This is a genomic window from Brevundimonas sp., from assembly GCF_965279155.1.
Taxonomy (GTDB): Bacteria; Pseudomonadota; Alphaproteobacteria; order Caulobacterales; family Caulobacteraceae; genus Brevundimonas.
On record NZ_OZ257138.1, the window covers coordinates 514,913 to 540,618 of the forward strand.

The 25,706-nt window shown below is 67.3% G+C and carries 21 protein-coding genes and 1 tRNA gene; 7 read left to right on the plus strand and 15 right to left on the minus strand.

The window, feature by feature from the left end; translation table 11 throughout:
• The first annotated feature begins 4 nt into the window (after positions 1-4).
• Entirely contained in the window at positions 5-493 is a 489-nt protein-coding gene (locus ACQY72_RS02565) for a CinA family protein (protein ID WP_428155529.1), read from the plus strand.
• Positions 490-741, plus strand: coding sequence for a sulfurtransferase TusA family protein (locus tag ACQY72_RS02570; RefSeq protein ID WP_428155531.1), 252 nt, complete (start codon positions 490-492; stop codon positions 739-741). The genes ACQY72_RS02565 and ACQY72_RS02570 overlap by 4 nt, the downstream gene beginning before the upstream one ends.
• Here ACQY72_RS02570 and ACQY72_RS02575 read toward each other — a convergent pair.
• Positions 698-1,543: a YihY/virulence factor BrkB family protein gene (locus tag ACQY72_RS02575; protein ID WP_428156670.1), complete on the minus strand. Its 846-nt coding sequence runs from the start codon at positions 1,541-1,543 to the stop codon at positions 698-700. The genes ACQY72_RS02570 and ACQY72_RS02575 overlap by 44 nt on opposite strands.
• Before the next feature lie 298 nt (positions 1,544-1,841).
• Between ACQY72_RS02575 and ACQY72_RS02580 the strand changes: the two genes are divergently transcribed.
• Positions 1,842-3,158, plus strand: a complete 1,317-nt coding sequence (locus ACQY72_RS02580; protein WP_428155533.1) for a diguanylate cyclase domain-containing protein — start codon at positions 1,842-1,844, stop codon at positions 3,156-3,158.
• Here the strand turns inward: ACQY72_RS02580 and mfd are convergent.
• Positions 3,155-6,610, minus strand: a complete 3,456-nt coding sequence (gene mfd, locus ACQY72_RS02585; RefSeq protein WP_428155534.1) for a transcription-repair coupling factor — start codon at positions 6,608-6,610, stop codon at positions 3,155-3,157. The genes ACQY72_RS02580 and mfd overlap by 4 nt on opposite strands.
• Complete coding sequence (locus ACQY72_RS02590; RefSeq protein ID WP_428155535.1) at positions 6,610-6,939, minus strand: succinate dehydrogenase assembly factor 2; 330 nt, start codon at positions 6,937-6,939, stop codon at positions 6,610-6,612. The genes mfd and ACQY72_RS02590 overlap by 1 nt, the downstream gene beginning before the upstream one ends.
• A 145-nt stretch (positions 6,940-7,084) precedes the next feature.
• Between ACQY72_RS02590 and recG the strand changes: the two genes are divergently transcribed.
• Both recG and ACQY72_RS02600 read left to right on the plus strand, forming a co-directional pair.
• Positions 7,085-9,172, plus strand: coding sequence for an ATP-dependent DNA helicase RecG (gene recG / locus ACQY72_RS02595; RefSeq protein ID WP_428155536.1), 2,088 nt, complete (start codon positions 7,085-7,087; stop codon positions 9,170-9,172).
• A gap of 89 nt (positions 9,173-9,261) precedes the next feature.
• Complete coding sequence (locus ACQY72_RS02600) at positions 9,262-10,875, plus strand: NAD(P)/FAD-dependent oxidoreductase (RefSeq protein ID WP_428155537.1); 1,614 nt, start codon at positions 9,262-9,264, stop codon at positions 10,873-10,875.
• A 64-nt stretch (positions 10,876-10,939) separates the two neighbouring features.
• Here ACQY72_RS02600 and ACQY72_RS02605 read toward each other — a convergent pair whose 3' ends face one another.
• Genes ACQY72_RS02605 through ACQY72_RS02625 form a run of 5 tightly spaced genes read right to left on the minus strand, consistent with a single transcriptional unit; the run spans position 10,940 to position 15,032 of the window.
• A complete protein-coding gene (locus tag ACQY72_RS02605; RefSeq protein ID WP_428155539.1) occupies positions 10,940-11,734 on the minus strand; it encodes an MBL fold metallo-hydrolase in 795 nt (264 codons plus the stop codon).
• Positions 11,731-12,513 carry a TatD family hydrolase gene (locus ACQY72_RS02610; protein WP_428155540.1) on the minus strand — a complete coding sequence of 261 codons (783 nt, stop codon included), beginning with the start codon at positions 12,511-12,513 and terminating at the stop codon, positions 11,731-11,733. The genes ACQY72_RS02605 and ACQY72_RS02610 overlap by 4 nt, the downstream gene beginning before the upstream one ends.
• Positions 12,513-13,505 (minus strand): DNA polymerase III subunit delta', encoded by a 993-nt coding sequence (locus tag ACQY72_RS02615; protein ID WP_428155542.1) that lies wholly within the window; start codon positions 13,503-13,505, stop codon positions 12,513-12,515. Before ACQY72_RS02615 ends, ACQY72_RS02610 begins: the two co-directional genes overlap by 1 nt.
• Positions 13,502-14,134, minus strand: coding sequence for a dTMP kinase (tmk, locus tag ACQY72_RS02620; protein WP_428155544.1), 633 nt, complete (start codon positions 14,132-14,134; stop codon positions 13,502-13,504). The genes ACQY72_RS02615 and tmk overlap by 4 nt, the downstream gene beginning before the upstream one ends.
• A gap of 49 nt (positions 14,135-14,183) precedes the next feature.
• Positions 14,184-15,032, minus strand: coding sequence for a septal ring lytic transglycosylase RlpA family protein (locus ACQY72_RS02625; protein WP_428155545.1), 849 nt, complete (start codon positions 15,030-15,032; stop codon positions 14,184-14,186).
• Positions 15,033-15,137: 105 nt separating this feature from the next.
• Here ACQY72_RS02625 and ACQY72_RS02630 point away from each other — a divergent pair.
• A tRNA-Ser gene (locus ACQY72_RS02630) sits at positions 15,138-15,227 on the plus strand.
• 1,131 nt (positions 15,228-16,358) lie between these two features.
• Positions 16,359-17,678 (plus strand): Hsp70 family protein, encoded by a 1,320-nt coding sequence (locus ACQY72_RS02635; protein ID WP_428155547.1) that lies wholly within the window; start codon positions 16,359-16,361, stop codon positions 17,676-17,678.
• Positions 17,679-17,870: 192 nt separating this feature from the next.
• Here the strand turns inward: ACQY72_RS02635 and ACQY72_RS02640 are convergent, their stop codons facing one another.
• The 7 genes from ACQY72_RS02640 to mreC all read right to left on the minus strand — a co-directional run bounded on the left by ACQY72_RS02640 (position 17,871) and on the right by mreC (position 25,654).
• Positions 17,871-18,989 (minus strand): acyl-CoA dehydrogenase family protein, encoded by a 1,119-nt coding sequence (locus ACQY72_RS02640; protein WP_428155549.1) that lies wholly within the window; start codon positions 18,987-18,989, stop codon positions 17,871-17,873.
• A 12-nt stretch (positions 18,990-19,001) separates the two neighbouring features.
• The gene (locus ACQY72_RS02645; protein WP_428155551.1) at positions 19,002-19,496 is read right to left on the minus strand and encodes a hypothetical protein; all 495 of its coding nucleotides are present in this window, start codon (positions 19,494-19,496) and stop codon (positions 19,002-19,004) included.
• 3 nt (positions 19,497-19,499) lie between these two features.
• Complete coding sequence (locus ACQY72_RS02650; protein ID WP_428155553.1) at positions 19,500-20,681, minus strand: acyl-CoA dehydrogenase family protein; 1,182 nt, start codon at positions 20,679-20,681, stop codon at positions 19,500-19,502.
• A gap of 131 nt (positions 20,682-20,812) precedes the next feature.
• The gene (gene rodA, locus ACQY72_RS02655) at positions 20,813-21,967 is read right to left on the minus strand and encodes a rod shape-determining protein RodA (RefSeq protein ID WP_428155554.1); all 1,155 of its coding nucleotides are present in this window, start codon (positions 21,965-21,967) and stop codon (positions 20,813-20,815) included.
• Positions 21,964-23,994, minus strand: a complete 2,031-nt coding sequence (mrdA, locus tag ACQY72_RS02660) for a penicillin-binding protein 2 (protein WP_428155556.1) — start codon at positions 23,992-23,994, stop codon at positions 21,964-21,966. Before mrdA ends, rodA begins: the two co-directional genes overlap by 4 nt.
• Positions 23,991-24,509 carry a hypothetical protein gene (locus ACQY72_RS02665; protein ID WP_428155558.1) on the minus strand — a complete coding sequence of 173 codons (519 nt, stop codon included), beginning with the start codon at positions 24,507-24,509 and terminating at the stop codon, positions 23,991-23,993. The genes mrdA and ACQY72_RS02665 overlap by 4 nt, the downstream gene beginning before the upstream one ends.
• Positions 24,506-25,654 (minus strand): rod shape-determining protein MreC, encoded by a 1,149-nt coding sequence (gene mreC, locus ACQY72_RS02670; RefSeq protein WP_428155559.1) that lies wholly within the window; start codon positions 25,652-25,654, stop codon positions 24,506-24,508. The genes ACQY72_RS02665 and mreC overlap by 4 nt, the downstream gene beginning before the upstream one ends.
• Positions 25,655-25,706: the final 52 nt, after the last annotated feature.

The following is a 25,706-nucleotide window of genomic DNA, read 5'->3' on the forward strand; positions in this document are numbered from 1 at the left end:
GACCATGTTTGCCCAAGACATCCAGCGCCAGGCGCAACAGATCGTCGCAACCGCGACCGAACGCGGCCTGATGCTGGCCACGGCCGAAAGCTGCACCGGGGGCCTTGTCGCGGCGGCCCTGACAGCCATTCCCGGCTCATCTTCCGCGCTGGACAGGGGCTTCGTCACCTATAGCAACGACGCCAAGATGCAGATGCTGGATGTGCCGGAGGCGACCCTGGCCGCTCACGGCGCGGTGTCGGAGGCGACGGCACGCGCCATGGCCCTGGGCGCCGTCGCCCGGTCGCGCGCCGCCGTCTCGGTCTCGGTCACCGGCGTCGCCGGTCCCGGCGGCGGATCGGACGAAAAGCCGATCGGCCTGGTGCATTTCGCGGCCTGCGGTCCCGCCGGCCTTATCCATCGCGAAGAGCGATTCGGCGACATCGGCCGCGACGCCGTCCGCCTGGCCAGCGTCCGCGTCGCTCTGGACATGCTGGCGGACCGATTGGCGTGAGCGATACCGTAGTCATCGATGCAAAGGGCCACCGCTGCCCCACGCCCAGCCTCAAGCTGATGAAGGCGATGGACGGCGCCGCGCCCGGCTCGCGCTTCGTGCTTCTTGCTACCGACCCCATGGCGCGGATCGATGTGCCGTTCCTGATGTCTCAGAAGAGCGGCCGGATGATTGCGGTCGAAGAAACGAACGGCCTGCTGCGCCTTACGGTCGAGACCGGCGGCTCGCCCGACGTTCCGACAGATTGACCACGCTGGCCGGCTCCTGCTCGGCCACGGCCCGCGCCTTGGCCGCCAGCTCCATCTCCGTTGCGAATGCCCCACCGTAGAAGATGGCGTTCACGTTCCACGACAGCCAGATCAGCAGAACCACCACGGCGCCGACCGACCCATAGGTGGCCCCCAGCGGCGCGATCTGCTCGACATAGATGGCGCACAGCCACGACGACACGACCGACATCAGCGTCGCCACCAGCCCGCCCGCCGTCGCCGGCAGCCAGGCCACCGGCGTCCGGTGGCTCATGGCGTAGCGATAGAGCAGCGTCAGCCCGATCACGAGGCCGACGGCGGGCAGGAAGGCGTCCAGCGGCGCAATCCCGCTGCGCATCGGCGATCCCGCCGCCGCCGACGCATGGGCCAGAATCCGCACCGTCACGACCGCGCCGGACACCACGGTAAACAGGGCGAAGGCGAAGATGGCGACGAAGAAGGCCAGCAGATTGAACTTGAAGAACCCATGCGGCTCGGTCTCGTCATGAATCAGGTTCAATCCTGCCAACAAGGCCTTGAATCCCCTGTGCGCCGCGTATGCGCCGACGAACAGCGCAAAGGCGCTCTGGGCCGACACCGTCCGCGCCGAGGCGTTGCTCAACCGCGTGATCTCGCCCTGGAAGATGTTCTGCGCGGCCTTGGGCAGCAGATCCGACAGAGCGGCCGCCTGTGCGCTGACCTCGCTGATCGACAGACCCAGCTTGTAGAAGCCGATCAGGATGGCGATGGCCGGAAACACCGCCAGCAGGGCGAAGAACGACACCCCGCCCGTATAAAGCATGACGTCGCGTCCCCAGCTGCGGGTGAAGGCCCGCACGGCCAGTCCGCCCCAGAATCCGGGCGCCTTCAGGACCGATCGTGTCAGCTGTTCACTCAAGCCGGTCCCCACAACCGTTGCAACAAGCGGCGGAACCTAGCGGATTCCATTGGCCGTGAAAGTCTCATCCGCGTGAGGACGGACTTTCTCGTCGATGCCCTCGTTCCATTCGCCATGACATTGCATCCTTAACACCCTCGTCGCTATGGTCCGCACGCCTCCGACCGGCTATGGGCGCGGCGACTTACGGAGACGATGGGTTTTGGCTTTCGACGCGCGTGTATTGATCCTGGCGGCTGACGATGGCCGGATCGGGCCGCTCGCTGCGGGTCTGGATGCGTTGGGCTGGCGCACGGTGACGGCGCGCGACGTGGTCTCGGCCGAGCTGACGCTTCAGGATTTCCCGCTGGAAGCCGCCGTCATCGATATCGATACGTTTGGTCTGGACGTTGCGGTGCGCCTGCGCGTCGCCGCCGAGCCTCGCCGCCTTCCGATCATGGTCATCGGCGCCCGCCCCGATTCGATCAAGGGCGCGGACCTGACCATGTCCACCCCGCCCCATCCTGCCCAGGCCGCCCTGCGGCTGGAGCAGCTGGGTCGCGCCGCCATCGCCGAGGAAGAGTTCCACCTGCGGGTGACCACCTTCGCGACGCGCGACGTGAAGCTGGACGCCCGTTCTGACGACGACGGCCCGCTGCGGGTGCTGGCCGCCGGCGTCGCGGATCGCCGCTTCCTGGCCCTGTCCAACGCCCTGACCGCTGCGGGCGTCGAGGTCGTCGCCGCCCCCACCCCCTACACGGCCTTCGACTATCTGCACGAAAGCCCGTTCGACGCCGCCGTCCTGTGGGGCGCAGAGGATCATGCGCCGGCCCTGTCCATCGCGGCGGGCATGAAGCGCAACACCCGCCTCTATCATATCCCGCTGATGCTCTATCTGCGCGGCAAGAACGAGATCAGCCTGTCAGAGCTGTTCAACCGCGGCTTCGCCGACGTCGCCTCGGCCGATACGCCGGAGGGAGAGACGGCCGAACGCATCCTGGCCCTGGCCGGCGCCCACCGCACTCATCTGGGCATCCGCAAGACGCTGGATTCGGTGCGCAGCCTGGAGCTGATGGACCCCGCGACGGGCCTGTTCACCCCCCAACTGTTCGCCAGCCACCTGGGCCGCGTCGCCGAAGCCTCGCGCGCCCGCAAGCGTCCGCTGTCCGTCTGCGTCCTGCGCGTTCGCGAAACCGAATCCGTCACCTGGGCACGCCAGGGCGGCTGGCTGGACCGCGCCATGCCCCAGATCGGGGCCATGGTCTCGCGTCTGGTTCGGGTCGAAGACACGCCCGCCCGCCTGGCCAAGGAAGTCTTCGCCCTGGCCCTTCCGGCGACCCACGCCGAGCCGGCGCGCCTGGCCGCCGAACGGATCGCCGCCGTCATCGGCTGCACCGCCTTCGACGCCGGCCCTGACCGCTCGCCCTTCGTCGCAGAATTCGATGTCGGCGCCGCCGAGATGCAACCGAACGAAAGCGCCGCCGCCCTGCTGGAACGCGCCTCCGCCGACCTGTTCGAAAAGACGCTGAGGCGGCTTTAAGCCCCCGCCACTCGCGCCAGGTCGGCCGTGATCCGTTCCGCCACCTTCAGCCGCTCTTCCGCCGTGGGCCAGTCGCCCGTCACGAAGATCTTCTGATCCGGCCGGATCTTCCAGAACGCCTGGTTCTTCTGGATCAGCCCCACCAGACCCATCGGGTTCGGGAAGCTGTTGTCGCGCAGGGTCAGCACCGCGCCGCGCGGGCCGATGTCGATCTTCTCGATACAGGCCCGGCGGCAGTTGGACTTGATGCCGACGATCTTCAGAAGTTGTTGCGCCTCGTCCGGCAACGGCCCGAACCGATCGATCAGTTCGGCGGCAAGGGCTTCGCGGTCCTCGGCCTGTTCGGCGTCGGACAGGCGGCGATACAGGCTGAGACGGACGTTCAGGTCCGGCACGTATTCCTCTGGAATCAAAACGGAAGCGCCGACGTTGATCGACGGCGACCAGCCGCGATCCACATTGGTTCCCTCGCCCTTTTCGCGCAGCTCGGCGACCGCATCCTCCAGCATCTGCTGGTACAGTTCGACGCCGACCTCGCGGATATGGCCCGACTGTTCGTCGCCCAGCAGATTGCCGCCGCCGCGCTGGTCCAGGTCGTGGCTGGCCAGTTGGAAGCCGGCGCCCAGATTGTCCAACGACTGCAGCACCTGCAGCCGCCGCTCGGCCGACAGTGTCATCGGCTTGACCGCGTCGGTGGTCAGATAGGCGAAGGCCCGCGCCTTGGACCGGCCGACCCGGCCCCGAATCTGGTACAGCTGGGCTAGGCCGAACATGTCGGCGCGGTGCACGACCAGCGTATTGGCTGTCGGGATGTCCAGCCCGCTCTCGACGATCGTGGTCGAGACCAGCACGTCGTATTCGCCGTCGTAGAAGGCGCTCATCACCTCCTCCAGCTGGGTCGGCGCCATCTGGCCGTGGCCGACCACGAACTTGATCTCAGGCACCTGCTCGCGCAGGAATTTCTCGATGCCCGGCAGGTCCTTCAGGCGCGGCGCGACATAATAGGCCTGGCCGCCGCGATACTTCTCGCGCAGCAGGGCCTCGCGCACCAGCACCGGATCCCACGGCGTCACATAGGTCCGCACCGCCAGACGATCGACCGGCGGGGTGGCGATGATCGACATCTCACGGATGCCCGACAGCGCCATCTGCAGGGTGCGCGGGATCGGCGTGGCGGTCAGGGTCAGCAGGTGGACGTCGGCGCGCAGCGACTTCAGCTTCTCCTTATGCTTGACGCCGAAGTGCTGCTCCTCGTCGACGATGACCAGGCCCAGGTCGCGGAAGCCGACCTGTTCGGACAGCACCGCATGGGTGCCGACCACGATCTCGACCGAGCCGTCCTTCAGCCCCGCCCGCGTCTCCGCCGCCTCCTTGCCCCCCACCATCCGTGACAGTTGGCGCACCTTCACAGGCCAGCCGGCGAACCGCTCGGTGAAGGTCTTGTAGTGCTGGCGCGCCAACAGGGTGGTCGGGGCCACAATGGCCACCTGCTGCCCCGTCATGGCCACGACGAAGGCGGCCCGCAGCGCCACCTCGGTCTTGCCGAAACCGACGTCGCCGCAGATCAGGCGATCCATCGGCGTGCCCTTGCCCAGATCTTCCAGCACATCGCCGATGGCGTTCAACTGGTCGTCCGTCTCCTCATAGGGGAAGCGGGCGCAGAACTCGGCGAACAGGCCCGGCGGCGGCACGACGGCGTCGGTCTCTCGCAGCGCCCGCTTGGCCGCCAGCGCAATAAGCCCCTCGGCCATGGCGCGCAGACGCTCCTTGGCCTTTGACTTGCGCGCCTGCCAGCCAGCGCCGCCCAGACGGTCCAGCTGCGCGCCTTCCGAATCCGACCCGTAACGGGTCAGAAGATCAATGTTTTCAACCGGCAGATAGAGTTTGCTCTCACCGGCGTAGATCAGCTCCAGACAATCATGCGGCGCCTGCTGGATCTCCAGCGTCTTCAGCCCCTCATACCGCCCGATGCCGTGATCCAGGTGAACCACCAGATCGCCGGTCGTCAGGGCCGAGGCCTCGGCCAGGAAGTTCGACGCCCGCCGCTTCTTGCGCGGTCGCGCCAGCCGGTCGCCCAGGATGTCGGTCTCAGAAATGACCGCGACCTCGTCCGTCGCAAACCCATGCTCGACCGGCAGCACGCCGCGCAGATACAGGTCCTTCGGCGCGGTCTGCACATCGGCCCAGTCGCGCACGGCGACGATATGATCCAGCCCGTGGTCGGCCAGCATGGTCGACAGACGTTCCGACGAGCCCTCGGTCCACGAAGCGAACAGCACCCGCTTGCCGTCGGCCTTCAGGGCCGCCGCATGGGCCGCCACCGCCTCGAACAGGTTGACGCTGTCCTGCGCCCGCTCGGCCGCGAAGGTCCGGCCCAGCCGGCCGCCGGCATCCTCGCCGCCGCCCGAGAACGGCGTAAACCGCCGCACGGCGCGGCCCGCCAGCGCCTGATTCCAGTCGCCGGCGTCCAGATACAGCGACCGGGGCGGCAGCGCGCGATTGGCCGCCGCATGTCCCTTGGTCTTTGCCGCTTCCGTCCGCCCCTCATAGGCGTCGGCGATCAGGTCCCACCGCTCGGCCCGCGCGCTCTCGGCTTGATTGTCCAAAAAGATCTGCGCTTGGTCCGGCAGATAGTCGAACAGCGAATCCAGGCTCTCGTAGAACAGCGGCAACCACTGCTCCATGCCTTGCCGCCGCGCGCCCTCGCTGATCGTCGCATACAGCGGGTCATCGCCCGGCGCGCCGAAGAGGTTCAGATAGCCGGTGCGGAAGCGCGAGATCGCCGCCGCGTCCAGCAACGCCTCCGACACGGGCGCCAGCGACACCACCGTCATCTGGCCCGTCGATCTCTGGGTCTCGGGATCGAAGGTGCGGATCGATTCCAGTTCTGACCCGAACATGTCCAGCCGCACCGGCTCCTCGAAGCCCGGCGGATAGACGTCGACCACCCCGCCCCGCACCGCGAACTCGCCCCGCTCCGACACGGTCGAGGCCCGAACATAGCCGTTGGCGGCGAAATACCGCTCCAGCGCCTGGATATCGAGATCGCGCCCGACCTTGGTCTCGAACCCCGCCTGGGTCGTCACCGACTTAGGCGGCGTGCGTTGCATGGCCGCCGACACCGTAGTGACCACCAGGACCGGCGCGTCGCCCGACTTGCGCTGGGCCAGCCGCGTCAGGGTCGCCATCCGCTGGGCGGCGATCCCCGCCGTGGGGCTCAGCCGGTCATAGGGCAGACAGTCCCAGGCCGGATATTCAAGAATTTCGATCTCTTGCGAGAAAAACCGGAACGCCTGAACAAACCCGCCCGACCGCCGATAGTCGCGCGCCACGAAGACGCCGACCCCGCCGTTCGCCTTGATCCGCTCGGCTACGACCAGGGCGTCCAGCCCTTCCGGCGCCCCGCCCAGATCGGCGTCGGTCCGGTGCTGCGCAGTGACCTGTTGATCCATCAGCCGATGCCCTTGCCGACCTCGGCCGCCACATGCTCGCGCATGAAGGCGCGGACCTTGGCCATCACGGGCGTCTCGAACTCGGGCGGTGTCGGGTCACGCTCGATGATCCAGCCGTAGAGCCACTGGTCCTCCTCGTCGATCAGCAGCTCCAGCTGATCCAGTTCGGAGTCCGTCAGCGTCGGCGCCACCTGGTCCGAAAACGGACCCAGCACCATGTCGGCCTCGCGGAAGCCCCGCCGCCAGGACCGGAACTGGATACGGCCCAGCCGCTGCTTGCGGGCCAGCGCCGCCTGGTCGCCACTGTCGTCTTGGGGGATTTCGGTCACAAGCAATCCTGGCCCGGCAAGGTTGAAGGACGTTCAAGCCGCGATCCACCGCGTGGCGAACCTCAGCGTCCTAAAATGGAAGAAGCGCAGATAGCGCTCCTTCGCCCACTTCGCCACCCGTCATGGTCACGCTATGTTCCCGGCGATGCGTCCGCAGATTCTCTTTCCCCTGTTCACCGAGGTCTCCAGCCTGAAGGGCGTGGGTCCCCGCGTGCTGCCCCTGGTGCAGAAGGTGGCGGGGCCGCTGGTGCGCGACCTGGCCTTCCTCAGCCCCTCCGGAGTCATCGTACGCCGGCCGATGGAGGCGGCGACCGCCGTGGACGGCGAGGTCGGCATCTTCGAGATCGTCATCGACCGCCTGTTCGTCCCCAGCCGCCCCGGCGCCCCGCTGAAGGTCCGCGCCAGCGACGTGACCGGCTTCGTCCACCTGGTCTGGTTCGGCGGCTCGCCCCAGCATATCGACCGGTTGCTACCGCGCGGCGAGACCCGGTTGGTCTCGGGCAAGGTCGAGCGCTTCAACGGCGAGGTCCAGATCGTCCACCCGGACATCGTCACGCCGGACAAGGCCGCCGACATCCCGGCATCCGAACCCGTCTATCCGGCGACCCAAGGCCTGACCTCGCGCCAGCTGCGAAAACTGGTCCAGGCCGCCCTGCCCGCCGCCCCCGACCTGCCGGAATGGCAGGACCCCGCCTGGCTGAAGAAGCAAAACTGGCTGGGCTGGCGCGCCGCGCTGGACGCCCTGCACGCCCCGACGGGCGAGCTGGATCTTTCGCCCGACGCCCCCGCCCGCCAGCGCCTGGCCTATGACGAATTCCTGGCCCACCAGCTGGCCCTGGCCCGCCGTCGCCGCGCCCGCGAGATCAAGCCCTCGCCCGTCATCGCGCCTGGAGCAGCTTCGGATCACCTGCTCCAGGCCCTGCCCTTCACCTTGACCAACGCCCAGGCCCAGGCCGTCGCCGAAATCCGCCGCGACCTGGCCTCAGGCAAACAGATGGGCCGGTTGCTTCAGGGGGATGTGGGTTCAGGCAAGACCGCCGTCGCCGCCCTGGCCCTGGCCGACGCGGCCTCCAGCGGCTTCCAGTCCGCTTTGATGGCCCCGACCGAAATCCTGGCCCGCCAGCATTACGAAAAGCTCGGCCCCCTGCTGGAGTCGGCCGGCGTCGCCTCTGTCCTGCTCACCGGCCGCGACACCAACGGCCAGAGGCGCGAGAAGCTGGCCGCCCTGGCGTCCGGTCACGCCCAGGTCGCCATCGGCACCCACGCCCTGTTCCAGGACGCCGTCCGCTTCGATCGCCTGGCCCTGGCCGTCATCGACGAACAGCACCGGTTCGGCGTCAGCGAGCGCCAGCGGCTTCAGTCCAAGGGCGATCCGCGCATCGGCGCCGTCCACCTGCTGACCATGTCGGCCACCCCCATCCCCCGCACCCTGGAACTGACCCAGTACGGCGAGCTGGAGGTCAGCCGCCTGATGGAGAAGCCGCCGGGCCGCACCCCTGTCACCACCGCCGTCGTCCCTCTGGCCCGTATCGGCGAGGTCGCCGCCCGGCTGAAGACGGCGCTGGACGCCGGCGCCCAAGCCTATTGGATCTGCCCCCTGGTCGCCGAATCCGAGGCTATTGACCTCGCCGCCGCCGTCGACCGCGCCGACGACCTGCGTCGCCTGCTGGGCGTCGAGGTGGGCCTGGCCCACGGCCAGATGCCGGGCGCCGAGCGCGAAGCCGTCATGGCCGACTTCGCCGACGGCCGCATTCCCCTGCTGGTCGCCACCACGGTGGTCGAGGTCGGAGTGGACGTGCCCAACGCCTCCATCATGGTCATCGAACACGCGGACCGGTTCGGCCTGGCCCAGTTGCACCAGCTGCGCGGCCGCGTCGGACGGGGCTCGAAGGCCAGCTCCTGCATCCTGCTGTACGGCGGCCAGGACGGCGCCCTCGGTGAAACCGCGAAAGAACGCCTCGAAACCCTGCGCCGCACCGAGGACGGCTTCGTCATCGCCGAGGAAGACTTCCGCCTGCGGGGCGGCGGCGACCCCCTGGGTCTGAAACAGAGCGGCTTCCCCGCCTACCGTTTCGCCGACCCGATCCGCCACCGCTCCCTGATGCTGGCCGCCGCCGACGACGCCCGCCTGATCCTCAACCGCGACCCCGACCTGACCTCCGAACGCGGCCAGGCGGTGCAGGTGCTGGAGGAGTTGTTCGATTGGAAGGGTCATAGGTCGGGGTCGGACTGAGGGGGCGGTCTCGCCCACGCCCACGCCCACGCCGTCATCCTGGGCCTTGCGCCTAGGATCCAAAGACTCGACCGGCTAGAACGCCCCGGATGTTGCGCCTGTCAGAACTCAAGCTGCCCCTCGACCACCCGCCGGAGGCCTTGCCCGCCGCGATCGCCGCCCGCTTGGGCGTGCCGCCGCACGATCTTGTGTCTTGGTCGATATGGAAGCGGGCGCACGACGCCCGCAGGAAATCCGCGATACTGAAAGTCTACATCCTCGACGTCGAGGTGAGGGATGAATCGGCGGTGCTGGCCCGCTTTGCGGACGACGTGCACGTGGCGCCGACGCCAGACGTCGCCTATCGCCCGGTCGCTGTCGCGCCCAAGACCGGGCGCCTTCGGCCGGTCGTGATCGGGGCCGGGCCGTGCGGCCTGTTCGCCGGGCTGATCCTGGCCGAGATGGGGTTCAAGCCGATCATCCTCGACCGCGGCAAGGTGGTCCGTGAGAGGACCAAGGACACCTGGGAGCTGTGGCGCAAAGGCAAGCTGCACCCGGAATCCAACGTGCAGTACGGCGAGGGCGGCGCGGGCACCTTCTCCGACGGCAAGCTCTATAGCCAGATCAAGGATCCGCGCTTCCTGGCCCGCAAGGTGCTGACCGAATTCGTCGCGGCCGGGGCGCCGGAAGAAATCCTCACCGAGGCCCACCCGCACATCGGCACCTTCCGTCTGGTGACCATGGTCGAGGCCATGCGCGAGAAGATCGAGGCGCTCGGCGGCGAATATCGCTTCGAGCACCGGGTCACGGACATCGATCTCGACAAGGGCGCCATCCGGGGCGTGCGCCTGCACACCGGCGAGACGCTGGAGGCCGATCACGTGGTCTTCGCCATCGGCCATTCATCGCGCGACACCTTCCAGACCCTCTACGAGCGCGGCGTCCATATCGAGGCCAAGCCGTTCTCGGTCGGTTTCCGCATCGAGCATCCGCAGTCGTGGATCGATCGGGCGATGTTCGGTCCTTGCGCCGGCCACCCCGATCTTGGCGCGGCGGCCTATACGCTTTCGCACCATTGCAGCAACGGTCGCACCGTCTACAGCTTCTGCATGTGCCCGGGCGGCACCGTGGTCGCGGCCACCAGCGAGCCCGGCCGCGTCGTGACCAACGGCATGAGCCAGTATTCGCGCAACGAGCGGAACGCCAACTCCGGCTTCGTGGTCGGCATCTCGCCCGAGGATTATCCGAGCGACCATCCGCTGGCGGGCATCGAACTGCAACGGGAGCTGGAGACCCGCGCCTACACGGCCGGCGGCGGCGACTATTTCGCGCCGGGCCAGCTGGTCGGCGACTTCCTGGCGGGCCGCGCCTCGACCACGCTGGGGGAAGTTGTTCCCAGCTACAAGCCGGGTGTGCGCCCGACCGACCTGGCGCCGCTGATGCCCGACTATGTGATCGCCGCAATGCGCGAGGCCCTGCCCGTCTTCGGCCGCAAGATCGCCCGCTACGACGACGCCCAGGCGGTTCTGACGGGCGTCGAAACCCGCAGCTCGTCCCCGATCCGAATGACCCGCGGCGCCGACTTTCAGAGCCTGAACGTGCGCGGCCTGTTCCCTGCCGGCGAAGGCGCCGGCTATGCCGGCGGCATCCTGTCGGCCGCCGTTGACGGTATCAAGGTGGCCGAAGCCGTCGCCCGGTCGATGGTTGCGAAGGTGGCGGCGTAGACAAAGGGTAGCGCATAGGCCGCGCTGTCCGCCTGCGCTTTCCGCCCCGCCAAACCTGCCAGTCTCAATCGATTATCCGGCTCCAGCCGTCGAACCCGACCTCGACGTTGGCGGGAACAATCGCCGACAGTTGGTTGTAATCCATGTCGATATGCAGGTTCGTCAGCACCGCCCGCTCCACATCTGCGGCGGCGATCCATTCCAGCGCCCGGTCCAGATGTGCATGGGTCGGGTGCGGCGCGTAACGCAGGGCGTCGACGATCCAGATCTTGCACCCGGCCACGGCCGCCAGCGCCGCCTCGTCCAGATCGGATACGTCGCTGGAATAGGCCATGTCGCCCAGCCGGTAACCCACCGACCGGATCGGCCCGTGCGCCTGGTCGAAGGTCGTGACCGGGATCGCCCCGCCCGCTCCTTCGACCGACCAAGCCGTCCCATGCGGCGGAATGATCCGCCCGTCCAGCAGCGGCGGATAGCCGAACTTGCTCTCGAAAATATAGTCGAACCGATGCGTCAGCGAGCCATGCGTCGCCTCGTCCATCCACGCCGGAATGCGCTTCCTCGACCGCGCGGCGAAGGTGCGCAGATCGTCGATACCGTGGGTCTGGTCGGCGTGGTCGTGGGTATAGAGCACCGCATCCACATGCTTGGTCGCGCTGGCCAGCATCTGTTCGCGCAGGTCCGGCGAGGTGTCGATCAGGACGTTGGTCACGCCCTCCGGCCCAGCCTTGCGCGCCAGCATCGAACAGCGCGTCCGCCGGTTTTTCGGCTCGGCCGGGTCGCACGCGCCCCAATCGCCGTCGCCGCGCGGCACCCCGCCCGACGATCCGCTGCCTAGGATGACGACTTCGAAGCTCATGCGGGCCTGGGTATCCGGTCAAAGAGGCCGAAGAAGGCCTCGGTGGTTCTCTGGTCAGCCTCGTCGGCGCTCCAGCCCCGGATCTCGGCCAGCTTTTCCAGCACATGGCTGACATAGGCCGGCTCGTTGCGCCGCCCCCGGTGCGGGATGGGCGCCAGATAGGGGCAGTCGGTCTCGACGATGATCCGGTCCGCCGGCATGTCGCGGATCACCGCCCGCACATCCTCGGCCGCCTTGAAGGTGGCGATCCCCGACACCGAGAACCAGGCGCCCAGTTCCGCTGCGATTCTCGCAAGTTCCGACCCACTGGTGTAGCAGTGCATCAGCATCTTGAACGGCCCGGCGGCGTGCTCCTCCTTCAGGATCGCCCCCATGACCTCGTCCGCCTCCCGGGTGTGGATCACCAGAGGCAGCCCCGTCTGCCGCGCCGCCGCCACATGCTGGCGGAATACCGCCGCCTGGATCTCGCGCGGGCTGAAGTCATAGTGAAAGTCCAGGCCGCATTCGCCGATCCCGACCACCTTGGGCCGCTGCGCCAGCTCGATCAGGGTCGCCGCCGTCAGGTCCGCCGCGTCCTTGGCCTCATGCGGATGGACCCCGACCGTGCACCAGATGTCGTCGTGCGCCATGGCGATCCCGTGCGTCGCCTCGAAGGTCGTCAGCTTGTCGGAGATCTCGACCATCAGACCGACCCCGGCCTCGCGCGCCCGGGCGATCACGGCGTCCCGGTCCTCGTCGAACTGCGGCGCGTGCAGGTTCACATGACTGTCGATCAGCATCAGCCCATCCGCTCCTGCTGGGCCTGAACCCGCTTCAAATCCGCCAGCGCCCCGGCCAGCACATCGGCCTTGTCCAGGTTCAGCCCCGCCGCCCGATCCGGCAACGGCTGCAGCCGCTCCCAAAGCTCGGCCCAGCGGTTGCCTGCGCCGGCCGGGCTGCTCAGGGCCCGCATCCGCACCGCCGCGATCAGCCGGTCCATCAGGGTCTCGAACCGCTCCTGCCCCTCGGCGCCGCGGAACTTGTCGGCGATGGCCAGGGCCTCGGCCCGGTCCACATCCCCCTCGACCCAACGTCGCGCCAGTTGGTCCATCTCGAAGGTCGCCCCTGACGCCAGGGCCAGGGCCGCGCCCGGCGATCCCCCCGCCATGATCGCCGCATGTTCGGCGTCCTGCGGCTCCGCGCCCGTGCGGTTGCGCACCAGGGTCTCCAGCCGCTCCGGCGTCCAGATCGGAAAGCTCAGCCGCCGGCACCGCGACCGGATCGTCGCCAACAGCCGCCCCGGCGCGTGGGTCACCAGGAACAGCACGCCCCGCTCAGGCGGCTCTTCAAGAACCTTCAGCAAGGCATTGGCCGCGTTGATGTTCAGGTCGTCAGCGGCGTCGATGATCGCCACCCGATACTGGGCCTGCGACGGGCTCTTGGAGAAGAACTCGGGCAGTTCGCGCGACTGATCGACCGAGATCGACTTCTTGGTCTTACCGCCCTCGACCAGCCGCTCCAGCACCAGCAGATCGGGATGCGACTGGGCCGAGATCAGCCGACTGACCGGATCCTCGCGCCCGGCGCCCAGCGGCCCGCGCGCCGGATCGGCCGCCGCCCCCAGCAGCCGCCGCGCCGCGCGATAGGCGAAGGTCGCCTTGCCCGTCCCCTCGACCCCGCACAACAGCCAGGCGTGGTGCAGCCGCCCCCGCTCCCAGGCATCCAGAAAAGCCGTCTCCGCCGCCACATCGGGGATCAAGTCGAACCGGTCGCGGGGATGGTCTTCGCTCACAGCAGCCGGTCCTGAACCGCCCGCCAGACCCGCGCCTCGACCTCGTCCAGCGACCCGACGGCGTCGATCAGCACGCACCGCTGCGGATTGGCCTCGACGATGCGCAGGAAGCCCTCGCGCAGTCGCTGGTGGAACTCCACCCCCTTGGACTCGAACCGCGTCTCGAACAGGCCGCGCCCGAACGCCCGCTCCAGCCCCACCTCGACCGGCAGATCGAACACCAGGGTCAGGTCCGGCTGATCCGCCCCGACCACGCCCGCGTCGATCTGTTCGATGAAGCTCTGGGCCACGCCGCCGCCCGCGCCCTGATAGGCCCGACTGCTGTCGGCGAACCGGTCGCACACCACCCAGTCGCCGGCCGCCAACGCGGGGCGGATGGTCCGCTCCAGATGGTCCGAGCGCGAGGCATACATCAACAGGGTCTCGGTCATGGCCGACCACGGCTCGGCGTCATTGGCCACGACCAGGTTGCGGATCACCTCCGCCCCCTTCGATCCGCCCGGCTCGCGGGTGCGCACCACATTGCGCTCGCCCAGCACAGGCTCCAGCCGCGCGACCAGCCGCCCGACCTGGGTCGACTTGCCGGCGCCCTCGCCACCTTCGAAGCTTATGAATTGTCCACGGGTCACCCGCCTTCATGGCGCGCGGGCGCTGTCCGGCGCAAGCCCGTGCGCGCGATCAGTTGCCGGATATCAACAGGGCGCCCGCGTAACCCCGCGCCACGACCGACTGGCGCGCGGCTTCGGCCGCATTGGCGCTGTCCCACGGCCCCACCACGACGTTGAACCGCCCGCCGTTCAGGTCGGCCCGCACCCAGCCGCTCAGGCTGTCGGCGATTCGCCGGGCCTCGCCCTGATCCGAGAAGGTCCCCGCCTGCACCCAATAGATCGAGACCTCCTCCACTGCGGTTGCGACCGGCGCGGCGGCGACCGACACGGGCCGGCTCACGGGCGCGCTCGCCGGCGCCGAAACGCGCGGCGCGGGCGCCGACGCCCTCAACAGCGTGCCCCCGCCCTGCTGCGGCGCCCGGCCCAGATAGCGGACCCGAACCCGCCCCACGCCCTGCGACAGCATCCCCAGCTCATTCGCCGCCTCGCGCGACAGGTCGATGATCCGGCTGTCCACGAACGGCCCCCGGTCGTTGATCCGCACCACCAGCCGCCGCCCATTGTCCAGGTTCGTCACCTCGACCAGACCGGGCAGAGGCAGGGTCTTGTGCGCCGCCGTCAGGGCATGCATGTCGAACCGCTCGCCGGTCGAGGTCGGCCGCCCGTTGAAGGCGTCGCCGTACCAGGACGCCATCCCGACCTCGTCGTAATCCGGCTGTTCCTTGGGCGTGTACCAGCGTCCGCGCACCTGATAGGGCCGCATCGTCCCCGACACGATCGGCGCAGGATCCTTGACCACAGGCAGCCGCGCCTCGCCGCGCGTCCCGCCCACGCCCGCGCCGCCCGCCGTCGAACAGGCGGCCAGCAGCGAGAACAGCCCCAGGATCAGGGCGCCGCGCACCCATTTTCCACACGTCATCGACCCGCCTCGTCAAAAATACGAAAACAGGATGACCGAAGACATTTCCGCTTTGGTTAATGACCCGTTCGCCTGCTATGGCGTCCGCCTCCGCTCCGGCGGCAAGGAAGTGTGGCCGAGTGGTTTAAGGCACTGGTCTTGAAAACCAGCGACGGTGAGAGCCGTCCGTGGGTTCGAATCCCACCGCTTCCGCCAACCTCGCATACCGCCGCTCGATTAGCGGCCCCATACTAGTCAGCGCCCTAAGCCGCTTCTGGCGAATTGATCAAAAACGCCTCAGTCGAACCTCTGGGATTCGCGTCCGGCGCCCAATCTAGCGCTGAGGGATTGGTGAGCGAGTGTTCGGCATCCATCTCATGATCTGCGACGCCGATGCCGCGACCGAGACAGAACGGCGCGCTCTTCGCCGTGTCCCGCTCGGGTCCGCGGTATATGGGCAACTCATGCTCTGGTCGAGATTCGGAGAAACGGGGAAGAACCTCGGCCACATGACGACAAGTGGATCAGTTACGACCAGTGGATTGGTGAAGGCGCGCATCCGAGAAGACTTGATTTTCGCGTTAGACGCGTGCGCTATAACCTACGGACTGGAGCGAACAGGCACGTGAAAGCAGCGGCGATTTTGAAATGCAGAGAAAGATTGCGCCGCTGTGATGTGAGCATCAAGCGAATGGCTGACGCGAACAGCGCGAGTGATTTCGCAGAGTGTTGGGAGAGTTACCTGGTCGCGTTGAAAGCAGTAGGAGAGATCCTGCTCACAGGATCAAAGGGCCACAACCAATCCAGACAGCTCTTGGAGACGCGGTGGATTGAAGTAACGAGCGATCCCTTGCTGAAGTATTTAATCGAGGCGCGCAACGTTGAGGAGCACGGGCTTGAGCCCACTGCGGAGTTCGCTGGCCCATCCCTTGGAATAGGCGGACCCGGAGAAAGCGTCAGACTTGACGGAACGATCGGGGCTGGCGGGACGCTAAGGGTTATGCCACTGAATGGGTCGAACGTGACTATTACCTACTCGCCCAAGTCCGCTCGACTGCTCCCAGTCACAGATCGAAAGGGGAACACTTGGCCTGTTCCGGACATGCATTTGGCAAAAGTCGTATCCGATCAAGCACCGATCAGCGTCGCAACGTTAGGGTTAGCCTATTTCTCCCGTCTCGTAGAGGATGCTAGTTCTCTCGCTTGAGACTGAAACGCTAATGGCGGCCGGGGCCTTCACGTGCCCTCTGACCAAGTTCTGACCGGTAAAGATGGCTATGCCATCTTAGCGCTTGCTATTGCCCCGCCTGCCGTTAGGAACCCGGCTCCCCTGCCTGGAGCCCTGCCATGACGGCGACGAAACCGATGACGATCGGGATCGATTTCGGCACGACCAATACGGTCGTCGCCCTGACCGATGCGGACGGTCTCGCCCGGCTGGTGACCTTCGACGCGGTCGAGGGCCAGACCACCACCTTCCGCTCGGCGCTCAGCTTCCAGATCCATCAGGGCGTGAACGGCCAGCCGCCCGAGCGCGTGGTCGAGGCCGGGCCCTGGGCCATCGCCGCCTATGTCGAGGACCCGCTGGAGACCCGCTTCATCCAGTCGTTCAAGACCTTCGCCGCCAGCGCCGCCTTCACCGAGACCCGTATCGACAACCGTCGCTATGCGTTCGAGGATCTGCTGGCCGCGTTCCTGCTGCGTCTGCGCCACCATGCGGGCGACGAACTGGCGAACACACCACCCGCCGTCATCGTCGGCCGCCCCGTCACCTTTGCGGGCGGCAATCCCGACGAGACCCTGGCCCTGTCGCGCTATCAGACGGCGTTCGAACGGCTGGGCTTCATCGACATCCGCTATGCGCACGAGCCGGTGGGCGCCGCCTTCTATTTCGCGCGCACGCTGAAGCAGGACGCCACGGTTCTGGTCGCCGATTTCGGCGGCGGCACCAGCGACTTCTCCATTATCCGGTTCGAGCGGACGGAGGACGGTCTGCGTTCGACGCCGTTGGCGCGGTCGGGCGTCGGCGTGGCGGGCGACGCCTTCGACTATCGGATCATCGATCAGCTGGTCTCGCCCGAACTGGGCAAGGGCGGCCTCTACAGCTCGGTCGGCAAACAACTGCCGATCCCCCAGCGGTACTATTCCGCCTTCGCCCGCTGGGATCAGTTGGCCCTGCTGCGCGCGTCGCGGGACATGCGCGACATCCGCTCCCTGGCCCGCACCGCGCTGGAGCCAGAGAAGATCGAACGCCTGATCGAGGTGCTGGACGACAACCACGGCCATGACCTTTACCGCGCCGTGTCCACGCTGAAGATGGCCCTGTCGGCCGACGAGACCGCGACCTTCCTGTTCGAGGCCGGCGGCGTCCATATCGAAAAGCCGGTCGCCCGCACCGATTTCGAACGCTGGATCGCCCCGGAACTGGCCGCCATCGAAGGCGCGGTGGACGAGGCCATGGCCCGTAGCGGCCTGGGCCCCGACGCCATCGACCGCGTCTTCCTGACCGGCGGCACCTCCTTCGTGCCGGCCGTGCGCGCCATCTTCCAGAGCCGTTTCGGCTCCGAGCGGATCGAGACCGGCGGCGAGTTCGAATCCATCGCCGCCGGCCTGGCCCTGATCGGCCGCGAGCCAGATCTGGATTTGTGGAGCGAGAAGGCGGGATAGTTCGGAAGTCCAGACGCCAAGGATGAAATCGAGACCGATTTCAAACGCTCGTCACCCTCGGGCTTGTCCCGAGGGCCCACGGTCAGGCGCGCTCGACCATGAGATTTTGAAACTTCAGCGTGATCCGTCCACGACTGCGTTCGAACCAAGCGTAGGCCCTCGGGACAAGCCCGAGGGTGACGGATTTTAAAGCTAGAAACCCTGCGCCCGCGCCACCCGTTCGGCGTGGAACCCGGCGTCGCCCAGCAGTTCGTTCAGCACCCGCACCCGCTTCATGAACAGGCCCACGTCGAACTCGTCGGTCATGCCGACGCCGCCGTGCATCTGGACCGCCTCCTGCACCGCCAGTTCGGCGACACGCCCCGCCTTGGCCTTGGCGATGGAGGCCGCCAGCGGCGCGTCTTCGCGCCCCTCGTCGATGGCGATCTGGGCGCCGATCGTCGCCGCGCGCGCCAGCTCCAGCTCCGAGAACAGATGCGCGGCCCGGTGCTGCAGCGCCTGGAACTCGCCGATCAGCTTGCCGAACTGTTTGCGGGTCCGCAGGTAGTCCAGCGTCGTCTTGAACGCCTGATCGCCCGCGCCGGTCAGGCTAGAGGCCGCACAGGCCCGCCCCAGGCTCAGGGCGCCGTCCAGCAACGCCTCCCCGCCCCCGACCGCGCCGATCACCGCGTCCGCATCAACCGCCACGTCGTTCAGCGCGATCCGCGCGGCGTTGTGCGCATCCACCATCACCGTGCGCTCGACCGCGACGCCCGCCGTCGCCGGATCAACCAGGAACAGCGTCGTCCCTTCCTCAGCCGTCGCTGCGATAATCAGGGCATCCGCCACATGGCCGTCCAGCACGAAGGCCTTGGTTCCGTTCAGCCTGAAACCATTACCCGCTCGCTCAGCCCACGTGGTGATCCGTGACGGCGCGTGTTTCGCGCCCTCGTCCACCGCCAGCGACAGGATCGCCTCGCCAGCCGCGATCCGGGGCAGCCAGGCCTGTTGCGCCTGCGATCCGCCGTCGATCAGCACCTTGGCCGACAGGATCGACGATCCCAGATACGGCGACGGCGTCAGGGTGCGCCCCAGGCTCTCGGCGATCACCCCGGCCTCGACCGCGCCTAGCCCCATGCCGCCCAGCGCCTCGGGAATGATGACGCCCGCGAAACCCATCTCGCCAAAGGCCCGCCACAGGTCGCGCGACACCCCGTCGGCGTCACGCTCGTCCCTCAGCTTCCTCAGATGGGCGATCGGCGCCTGTTCGTTCAGGAAGCCGTCGGCGGCGTCCTGCAACATCGTCTGTTCTTCGGTCAGGATCAGCGGCATGTCGATTGCTTTCTAAAGGACACTAAACATCGCTCGATAAGTGATGCGACCGAGCGGCAGTCCGACTGCCACTAAAAACGCAACAGATGAGATGATCGCGGCATACCCAGATGCCGCTGCCCAACGCTGCCCCTCGGCATCAAGGTCGTCGAGCTCTTCCTCGGGTTTATGCGGAGGCCAGTCATTCTCGGCATGAATGCGATTCACGTCTGATTGACGCCAGTATTCCTCATTCTTGGTGTGGAAAGCCACTTGGCAGAATGCGCAAACTGATGCGGCAGCTAAACCAAAAACGAACAGCCACGCCGAGGGCAGCAACAAATAAAGCAGCTCCGCCGCTTTTTCTTTTTGCACAACAGCAAATAATCCGAATAATCCAGCACCATTACCTACAGAAAGCGTAGCAATCCAACTTCGGAGGTTTGTAGATCTTTCTTGAAATGATCGGGTAATTTCCTCAGCGTAAAGCTTTTCGAGCTTAGCGTATGGCTTCGGGTCGTCGGCCAACTGCTACGCTCCCGGCAGTTGCAGCAGGTGTTTTGCGATGATGTTCAGCTGAACCTCGCTGGTGCCGCCCTCGATGGAGTTGGCCTTGGTCCGCAGCCAATCGCGCGCCGTCTTGCCGTCGTTCGACCGCTCGCCCTCCCACTCCAGCGCATCGGCGCCGCCGGCCGCCATCAGCAGCTCATGGCGCCGCTTGTTCAGCTCGGAGCCATAGTATTTCAGCATCGACGCAATGGCCGGATGCGCCTGTTTGGCCTTCACCTGATCGCCCACCCGCTCCATCGCCAGGCGGAAGGCGGCGGCGTCGATCTCCAGATCCGCGATCCGGGCGCGCAGCATCGGCTCGTCCAGCCGCCCGGCCTCGTCCGCGCCGATGGCGTCCAGCGCCACCTGTCCCACAGGCCGCCCGCCCCCGACCTCGCCCATGGCCCCGATCATGGTCCGCTCATGCGCCAACAGATATTTGGCGACGTCCCAGCCCCGGTTCAGCGTCCCGACCAGGTTCTCCTTCTCCACACGCACATCGTCAAAGAAGGTCTCGCAGAAGGGCGACTTGCCTGAGATCAGGGTGATCGGCCGCGTCGTCACGCCCGGCGTCTTCATGTCGAACAGCACGAAGCTGATGCCCAGATGTTTGGGCGCCTCGGGGTCCGTGCGCACGAGGCAGAAGATCCAGTCGGCCTTGTCGGCGTAGGAGGTCCATATCTTCTGGCCATTGACGATCCAGTGGTCGCCACGATCCTCGGCCCGCGTCTGGATGGCGGCCAAGTCCGACCCTGCGCCCGGTTCGGAATAGCCCTGACACCAGCGGATTTCGCCGCGCACGATCTCGGGCAGGAAACGTTTCTTCTGCTCCTCGGTCCCAAAGGCCAGCAGCGCCGGGCCCAGCATCCAAACGCCGAAACTAGCCAAGGCCGGTTGCGCCTTGATGCGCCGCAGTTCGGAGGCCAGCACCTTGGCCTCCTCGCGGCTCAGGCCCCCGCCGCCATATTCCGCCGGCCATTCCGGCGCGGTCCAGCCCCGGGCGCCCATCCGCTCCAGCCACAGCCTGTGCGCCGGGGTCTTGAACGTCGGATTTCGTCCGCCCCAGATCATCTCGTCGTCGGCCATCGGCCCGCGACATTCGGCCGGGCAGTTCGCCTCCAGCCAGGCGCGCGTCTCGGCGCGGAATCGCTCCAGATCGGTCATTCCTCGTCTCCCATGGCGTGCGTCGCTGATCGGCCGGAGCCGATGCGAGACATCGTTGGAAGAGAGCTTATCCGCGAAATCGCCGCCTTAGGAAGCGAAACCTGAATGCCGATCACATAGCTGACGTAACGTCAGATCAGCCCGTGACCCTTGGGCAGTTCGGCATAGCGGTGGACCCGCGTCGCCATCACCAGGCCGAAACCGATCATGACTGTCAGCATGACGGTGCCGCCATAGGACAGCAGCGGCATCGGCACGCCCACCACGGGCGCCAGCCCCATCACCATCGCCCCGTTGATCAGCACATACAGCGCGAACGTCGCCGTCACCCCCGACGCCGCCAATCGTCCGAAGTGACTGTGCGACAATGAGGCGATCCTCAGCGAGATCAGGATGATGGCCGCATAGCAGGCCAGCAGGGTGAAGGTGCCCACGAAGCCGAACTCCTCGGCGAAGGCGGCGAAGATGAAGTCGGTCTGGCGCTCGGGCAGGAACTCCAGCTGGCTCTGGCTGCCCAGGCCGAATCCGCGCCCCAGCGGGCCGCCCGATCCCATGGCGATCTTGGACTGCACGATCTGATAGCCCTTGTCCGACATGTCGGCCTCCGGACTCAGGAAGGTCAGCACCCGGTGGCGCTGATAGTCGTGCATGCCGAACATCACATAGGGCGGGACCAGAACCGCAGCCGCGATGATCAGCGGCAGGATGATCCGCCAGCTCAGCCCCGCCACGAACATAATCGCGGCCCCTGTCATGCCGATCAGCATGGCCGACCCCAGGTCCGGCTGGTGCGCCACCAACAGGAACGGCAGGCCGATGATCCCGACCGGGAAGATCAGCTTCCAGTGGAAACTCGCCTCCTTGGCCGATGCGCCGTGATACCAGCGCGCCAGGGCCAGCACGACGCCGATCTTCATGATCTCGGACGGCTGGATGCGGGTGAAGCCCAGGTCCAGCCATCGCGTGGCCCCCAGAGCTGTGTAGCCCAGCGGCGTCTCCACCAGCGCCAGCATGAACAGCGCCATGCCATAGATGGGATAGGCCAGGGCGAACCAGTAGCGGATGTTGATCATCGACAGCGCCAGCATCAGCGCCAGACACATGCCGAACCGGATCAGATGCTTCGCCGCCCACGGCGACCACGACCCGCCCGCCACCGAATAGAGCATCAGGGCGCCGGTGCCGGACACGATGCACAGAAGCGCCGTCAGCCGCCAGTCGATCTGGCCGATCTTGGTCGAGACGCGTTCGCGCTCGCCGGGACGTGATAGGGCCGAGGCGGTCAACGGCTCGGCTCGGACAGATAGGGGCGCGGGCCGCTGGTCGTCGTCGGTGCAGATCGAGGGGCTTGAGGCGTCGCGACCACATCGGGCTCGGGCGCGGCGCCGACGACGCCGTCCTCGACGATGGCGGCTCCGGTCGGTTCAGGCGGCAACGGCCGTTCGATCCGCGCGCGCATGTCGGGATCCTTCAGCAGGACTGTACGCATCACTTCGCGGGCGCGCGGCGCGCCGGCGGTCGCCCCGCCCTTGCCGCCGTGCTCCACAATGATGGCGACGGCGTATCTCGGCGCATCGACCGGCGCGAAGGCCACGAACAGGTTGTGGTCCTTCAGCGCCCAGATCTCGCTCTTGCGTGAGCCTGTGCCATAGTTGCGGACCTGGGCCGTGCCGGTCTTGCCCGCCATCTGAATATCGCCCAGGCCCAGCTGGCTCTGACGATAGGCCGTGCCGGAACGGTCGTTGGCCACGGCGATCATGCCCTGGCGCACATATTCGACGTGGGCGGGCTGGAACGGCAGATCGGGCGCCTCTGCCCCGCTGGGCTGTTCGACGCCGCCGATCGATTTGATCAGACGCGGCTGCAGTTGCTTCTTCCCGTTCGCCAGGCGCGAGGTCATGACCGCCAGTTGCAGGGCGTTGACGGTAATGGCCCCCTGCCCGATGGCGACCGATGTCGTCTCGCCCGGATGCCAAACCGGATCACGCGGGAAGGTCCGGGCCTTCCATTCCGTGGACGGCAACAGGCCCTTGCGCTGGTTGCCCACGCCGATGTCGAACTCATGCTCGAAGCCGAGGGCCAGGCCCGCCTTGCGGATATTGTCGACGCCCGCGCGATTGCACATGGCGTAGAAATAGACGTCGCAGGAGTTCTTGATCGCGTCGTGCATGTTCTGGGTGCCGTGCCGGCCCCAGCAGCGCTGCGTCCGGTTGCCGGTCCGATACGAACCCGAGCAGAACACCGTCAGGTTCGGGTCGACGCCCGCCTCCAGCAGGGCCAGCGCCGTCGTCGGCTTGAAGGTCGATCCCGGCGGGAAGGTGCCGTTCAGCGTCTTGTCGAGCAATGGCTTGCGCTCATAGTCCGCCAGCGCGCGATAGGTCTTTGTCGGCACCCCGCCGACGAACAGGTTGGGATCGAACGACGGCGCCGACATCATGCACAGGATGTCGCCGTTGCGCACATCCATGACCACGCAGGCCCCGGACTCGTCGCCGAACACCTCAAGCGCCCGGTTCTGCACGTCGGCGTCCAGCGTCAGGACGACCTCCTTGCCCGGCACGGCGGGCCGCGAGCCGCCGATGTCCTCGGCCACCACCCGCCCACGCGCATCGACCTCGACCCGGTTGCCTCCCGGTTCGCCGCGCAACGACAGATCCAGCGCCTTTTCGACGCCTTGCCGGCCGATGCGGAAGCTCGGGTTGAACAACAGGGCCGAGGGCTCCTCGCCCTTGTCGCGGATCGCCTTGACGTCCCTGTCCGACACCTTGGCTACATAGCCGATGACGTGGGCGAACGATCCGCCGAACGGATAGTAACGCGCCTCGTTCATATCGACCATCACGCCCGGCAGTTCGTTTGCGTACTGATTGACCTTGGCGAACTCTTCCCAGGTCAGGTCGCTCTTGACCGGCACGGGATTGAACTTGGACGCCGCATTGACGTCGCGGATGATGGCCCGTCGCCGCTCCAGCGTATCGGGCAGCAACCGCCCCAGCAGGTCCAGCGTCTGGTCCAGGTCCTTGGTCTCGTCGCGCACGACCAGCACCCGGAAACTGGGGCGATTGCCGGCGATGACGACGCCGTTGCGGTCCTTGATCAGGCCGCGCGGCGGCGGGACCATGCGGAAGTTGAACTGGTTCTGCGACGACAGGGTCGCATACTCCTGGGCCTGCACGACCTGCAGCTGACCAAGCCGCCCGATCAGGGCCGTGATGCCCAGCGCCGATACCCCGCCCAGCACGAAGGTGCGCCGCAGGAACGACCCTTGACGCTCGTTCACGTCCGCAAAGAAGATGGAGGGTTCGCCGCTCATCTGAACCGAATATCCCCGTCGTCGAACCGCTCAAGCATCCAGTTGGCGACCGGAAACAGCAGCAGCGTCGGCACGACCTGGCCGATCAGCGGCAACAGAGCCGGCGCATTCGCCGCCCGCATCGTCACCACAAGATAGGCCAACAAAAAGGCGCCCAGAGTGCAGGCGGCATAGGCGCCGAACCGAACAAATCCCTCATGGCCGGCCAGCAGGTTACGCGACAGCAGCACGGTCCCATAGACCGCCATCAGGCACAGCGCCCAAAGACCGAGAGGCGCATTCCAGAACAGGTCGAGAAAAAGCCCGACCAGAAACAGAACCGCCGGCGCTGTCATCGACGGACGGATCAGCGGCCAGGCGAAGGCCAGGATCATCGGGATCACCGGCTCGGGCAGATGCAGGCCGAACATCTGTATCGGCGTTCCTAGGACGACGGTGGCGGCGAGGACGACCAGCGCCGGATAGACGATCCACTGCAGAGGCCCGACGACGCGGACCGCGACCGGCCGTCTCACGCCGCGCCTCCCGGAGCATCCGTCGGGACCGTCGGAGCCGTGACCGGCGCGGGCGGCGGCGGCGCAACGGCGGGTCTCGGAGCCGTCGTCGCAGGCCGTGCGGCGTTTGGCGTCGTCGAAGGCGCGGCCGCAGGCGTGACCGGAGCTGCCGCAGCGGCGCGCGCGCGTTCCGCCTGGGCCTGCTGCGCGGTCTGACGGCGCGCGGCGGCGTCGCGAATCGCCCCGGCCTCGGCGGCGTTCGGCTCAGGCGCCGTGGCCAGTCCCGCCAGAGGCGGCGCATTCAGGGCTTCGGGGCTGACCAGTTGGCCGAAGGTCTGGAACAGCAGCACACGAACATAGTCCACCGCGCCGTGATCGCTGAACAGTTTGACGCGCCAGGCGCCGTCGACACCCTTGGCCGCCACCCCGACCGGCACACCACGCGGCAGACCGCCGCCGTCGCCCGAGCTCAGGATCCGGTCGCCCGCCTGGATCGAACCGGCGCCGCGAATGAACTCAAGCCGGGGACTGTCGCCGCCGTCGCCGGTCAGCATGGCGCGCGCATCCGTCCGCTCGATCATGACCGGGGTGCGCGAGGCCACGTCGGTCAGCAGGACCACGCGACTGACGCCGCTGGTCACGCCGGATATGCGGCCGACCAGGCCGTGTTCGGTAACGACCGGATTGCCGATGCGCACGCCCTTGGCCGAACCCACGTCGATCAGCTTGGCGCGATTGAACGGTCCGCGCGCGTCCGAGATCGCCCGCCCCGTCGCCATGGCGACCGCCGGCTCGGTGCGCAGACCCAGCAAGGCCTCGTACCGACCATTGATGTTCTTCTGTGCGATCGCTTCGTCGCGCCAGCCGCGCAGTTCGGCGATCTCGGCCTTCAGGCGGCGGTTCTCGCCGATCGCGAAGAAATAGCCGCCGACATAGTCTCTGGCGGCGCCGGCCCAGCGCACCGGCGCGGCGAACACGCCGCCCACCGGCCCCGCCGCCGCTTCGAATCCTCCGCGTGCGGCGCCCATGCTGGATCCGCCCTCCGGCGTCGTCCGGTCGCCCAGCAACAGGAAAATCGCCCCGATGATGGCCACGACAACGACCACCGCAGCGGTCCACGCCAGCGGCACCTTGATGTTTTCAAAAGGGCCGTCGCGAAACGCCACGGGCGACCTTCCACTCAAAGGGTTGGAATCGGCAGGACGCCCCCTGCCGCTA

Excerpts from the sequence above, each read along its gene's own strand:
- ACQY72_RS02565 (WP_428155529.1), top strand. The coding sequence starts at position 5 with ATGTTTGCCCAAGACATCCAGCGCCAGGCGCAACAGATCGTCGCAACC.
- ACQY72_RS02575 (WP_428156670.1), bottom strand. The coding sequence starts at position 1,543 with ATGCTTTATACGGGCGGGGTGTCGTTCTTCGCCCTGCTGGCGGTGTTT.
- mfd (WP_428155534.1), bottom strand. The coding sequence starts at position 6,610 with ATGGATCAACAGGTCACTGCGCAGCACCGGACCGACGCCGATCTGGGC.
- recG (WP_428155536.1), top strand. The coding sequence starts at position 7,085 with ATGCGTCCGCAGATTCTCTTTCCCCTGTTCACCGAGGTCTCCAGCCTG.
- ACQY72_RS02600 (WP_428155537.1), top strand. The coding sequence starts at position 9,262 with ATGTTGCGCCTGTCAGAACTCAAGCTGCCCCTCGACCACCCGCCGGAG.
- ACQY72_RS02605 (WP_428155539.1), bottom strand. The coding sequence starts at position 11,734 with ATGAGCTTCGAAGTCGTCATCCTAGGCAGCGGATCGTCGGGCGGGGTG.
- ACQY72_RS02610 (WP_428155540.1), bottom strand. The coding sequence starts at position 12,513 with ATGCTGATCGACAGTCATGTGAACCTGCACGCGCCGCAGTTCGACGAG.
- ACQY72_RS02625 (WP_428155545.1), bottom strand. The coding sequence starts at position 15,032 with ATGACGTGTGGAAAATGGGTGCGCGGCGCCCTGATCCTGGGGCTGTTC.
- ACQY72_RS02635 (WP_428155547.1), top strand. The coding sequence starts at position 16,359 with ATGACGGCGACGAAACCGATGACGATCGGGATCGATTTCGGCACGACC.
- ACQY72_RS02640 (WP_428155549.1), bottom strand. The coding sequence starts at position 18,989 with ATGCCGCTGATCCTGACCGAAGAACAGACGATGTTGCAGGACGCCGCC.
- ACQY72_RS02650 (WP_428155553.1), bottom strand. The coding sequence starts at position 20,681 with ATGACCGATCTGGAGCGATTCCGCGCCGAGACGCGCGCCTGGCTGGAG.
- mrdA (WP_428155556.1), bottom strand. The coding sequence starts at position 23,994 with ATGAGCGGCGAACCCTCCATCTTCTTTGCGGACGTGAACGAGCGTCAA.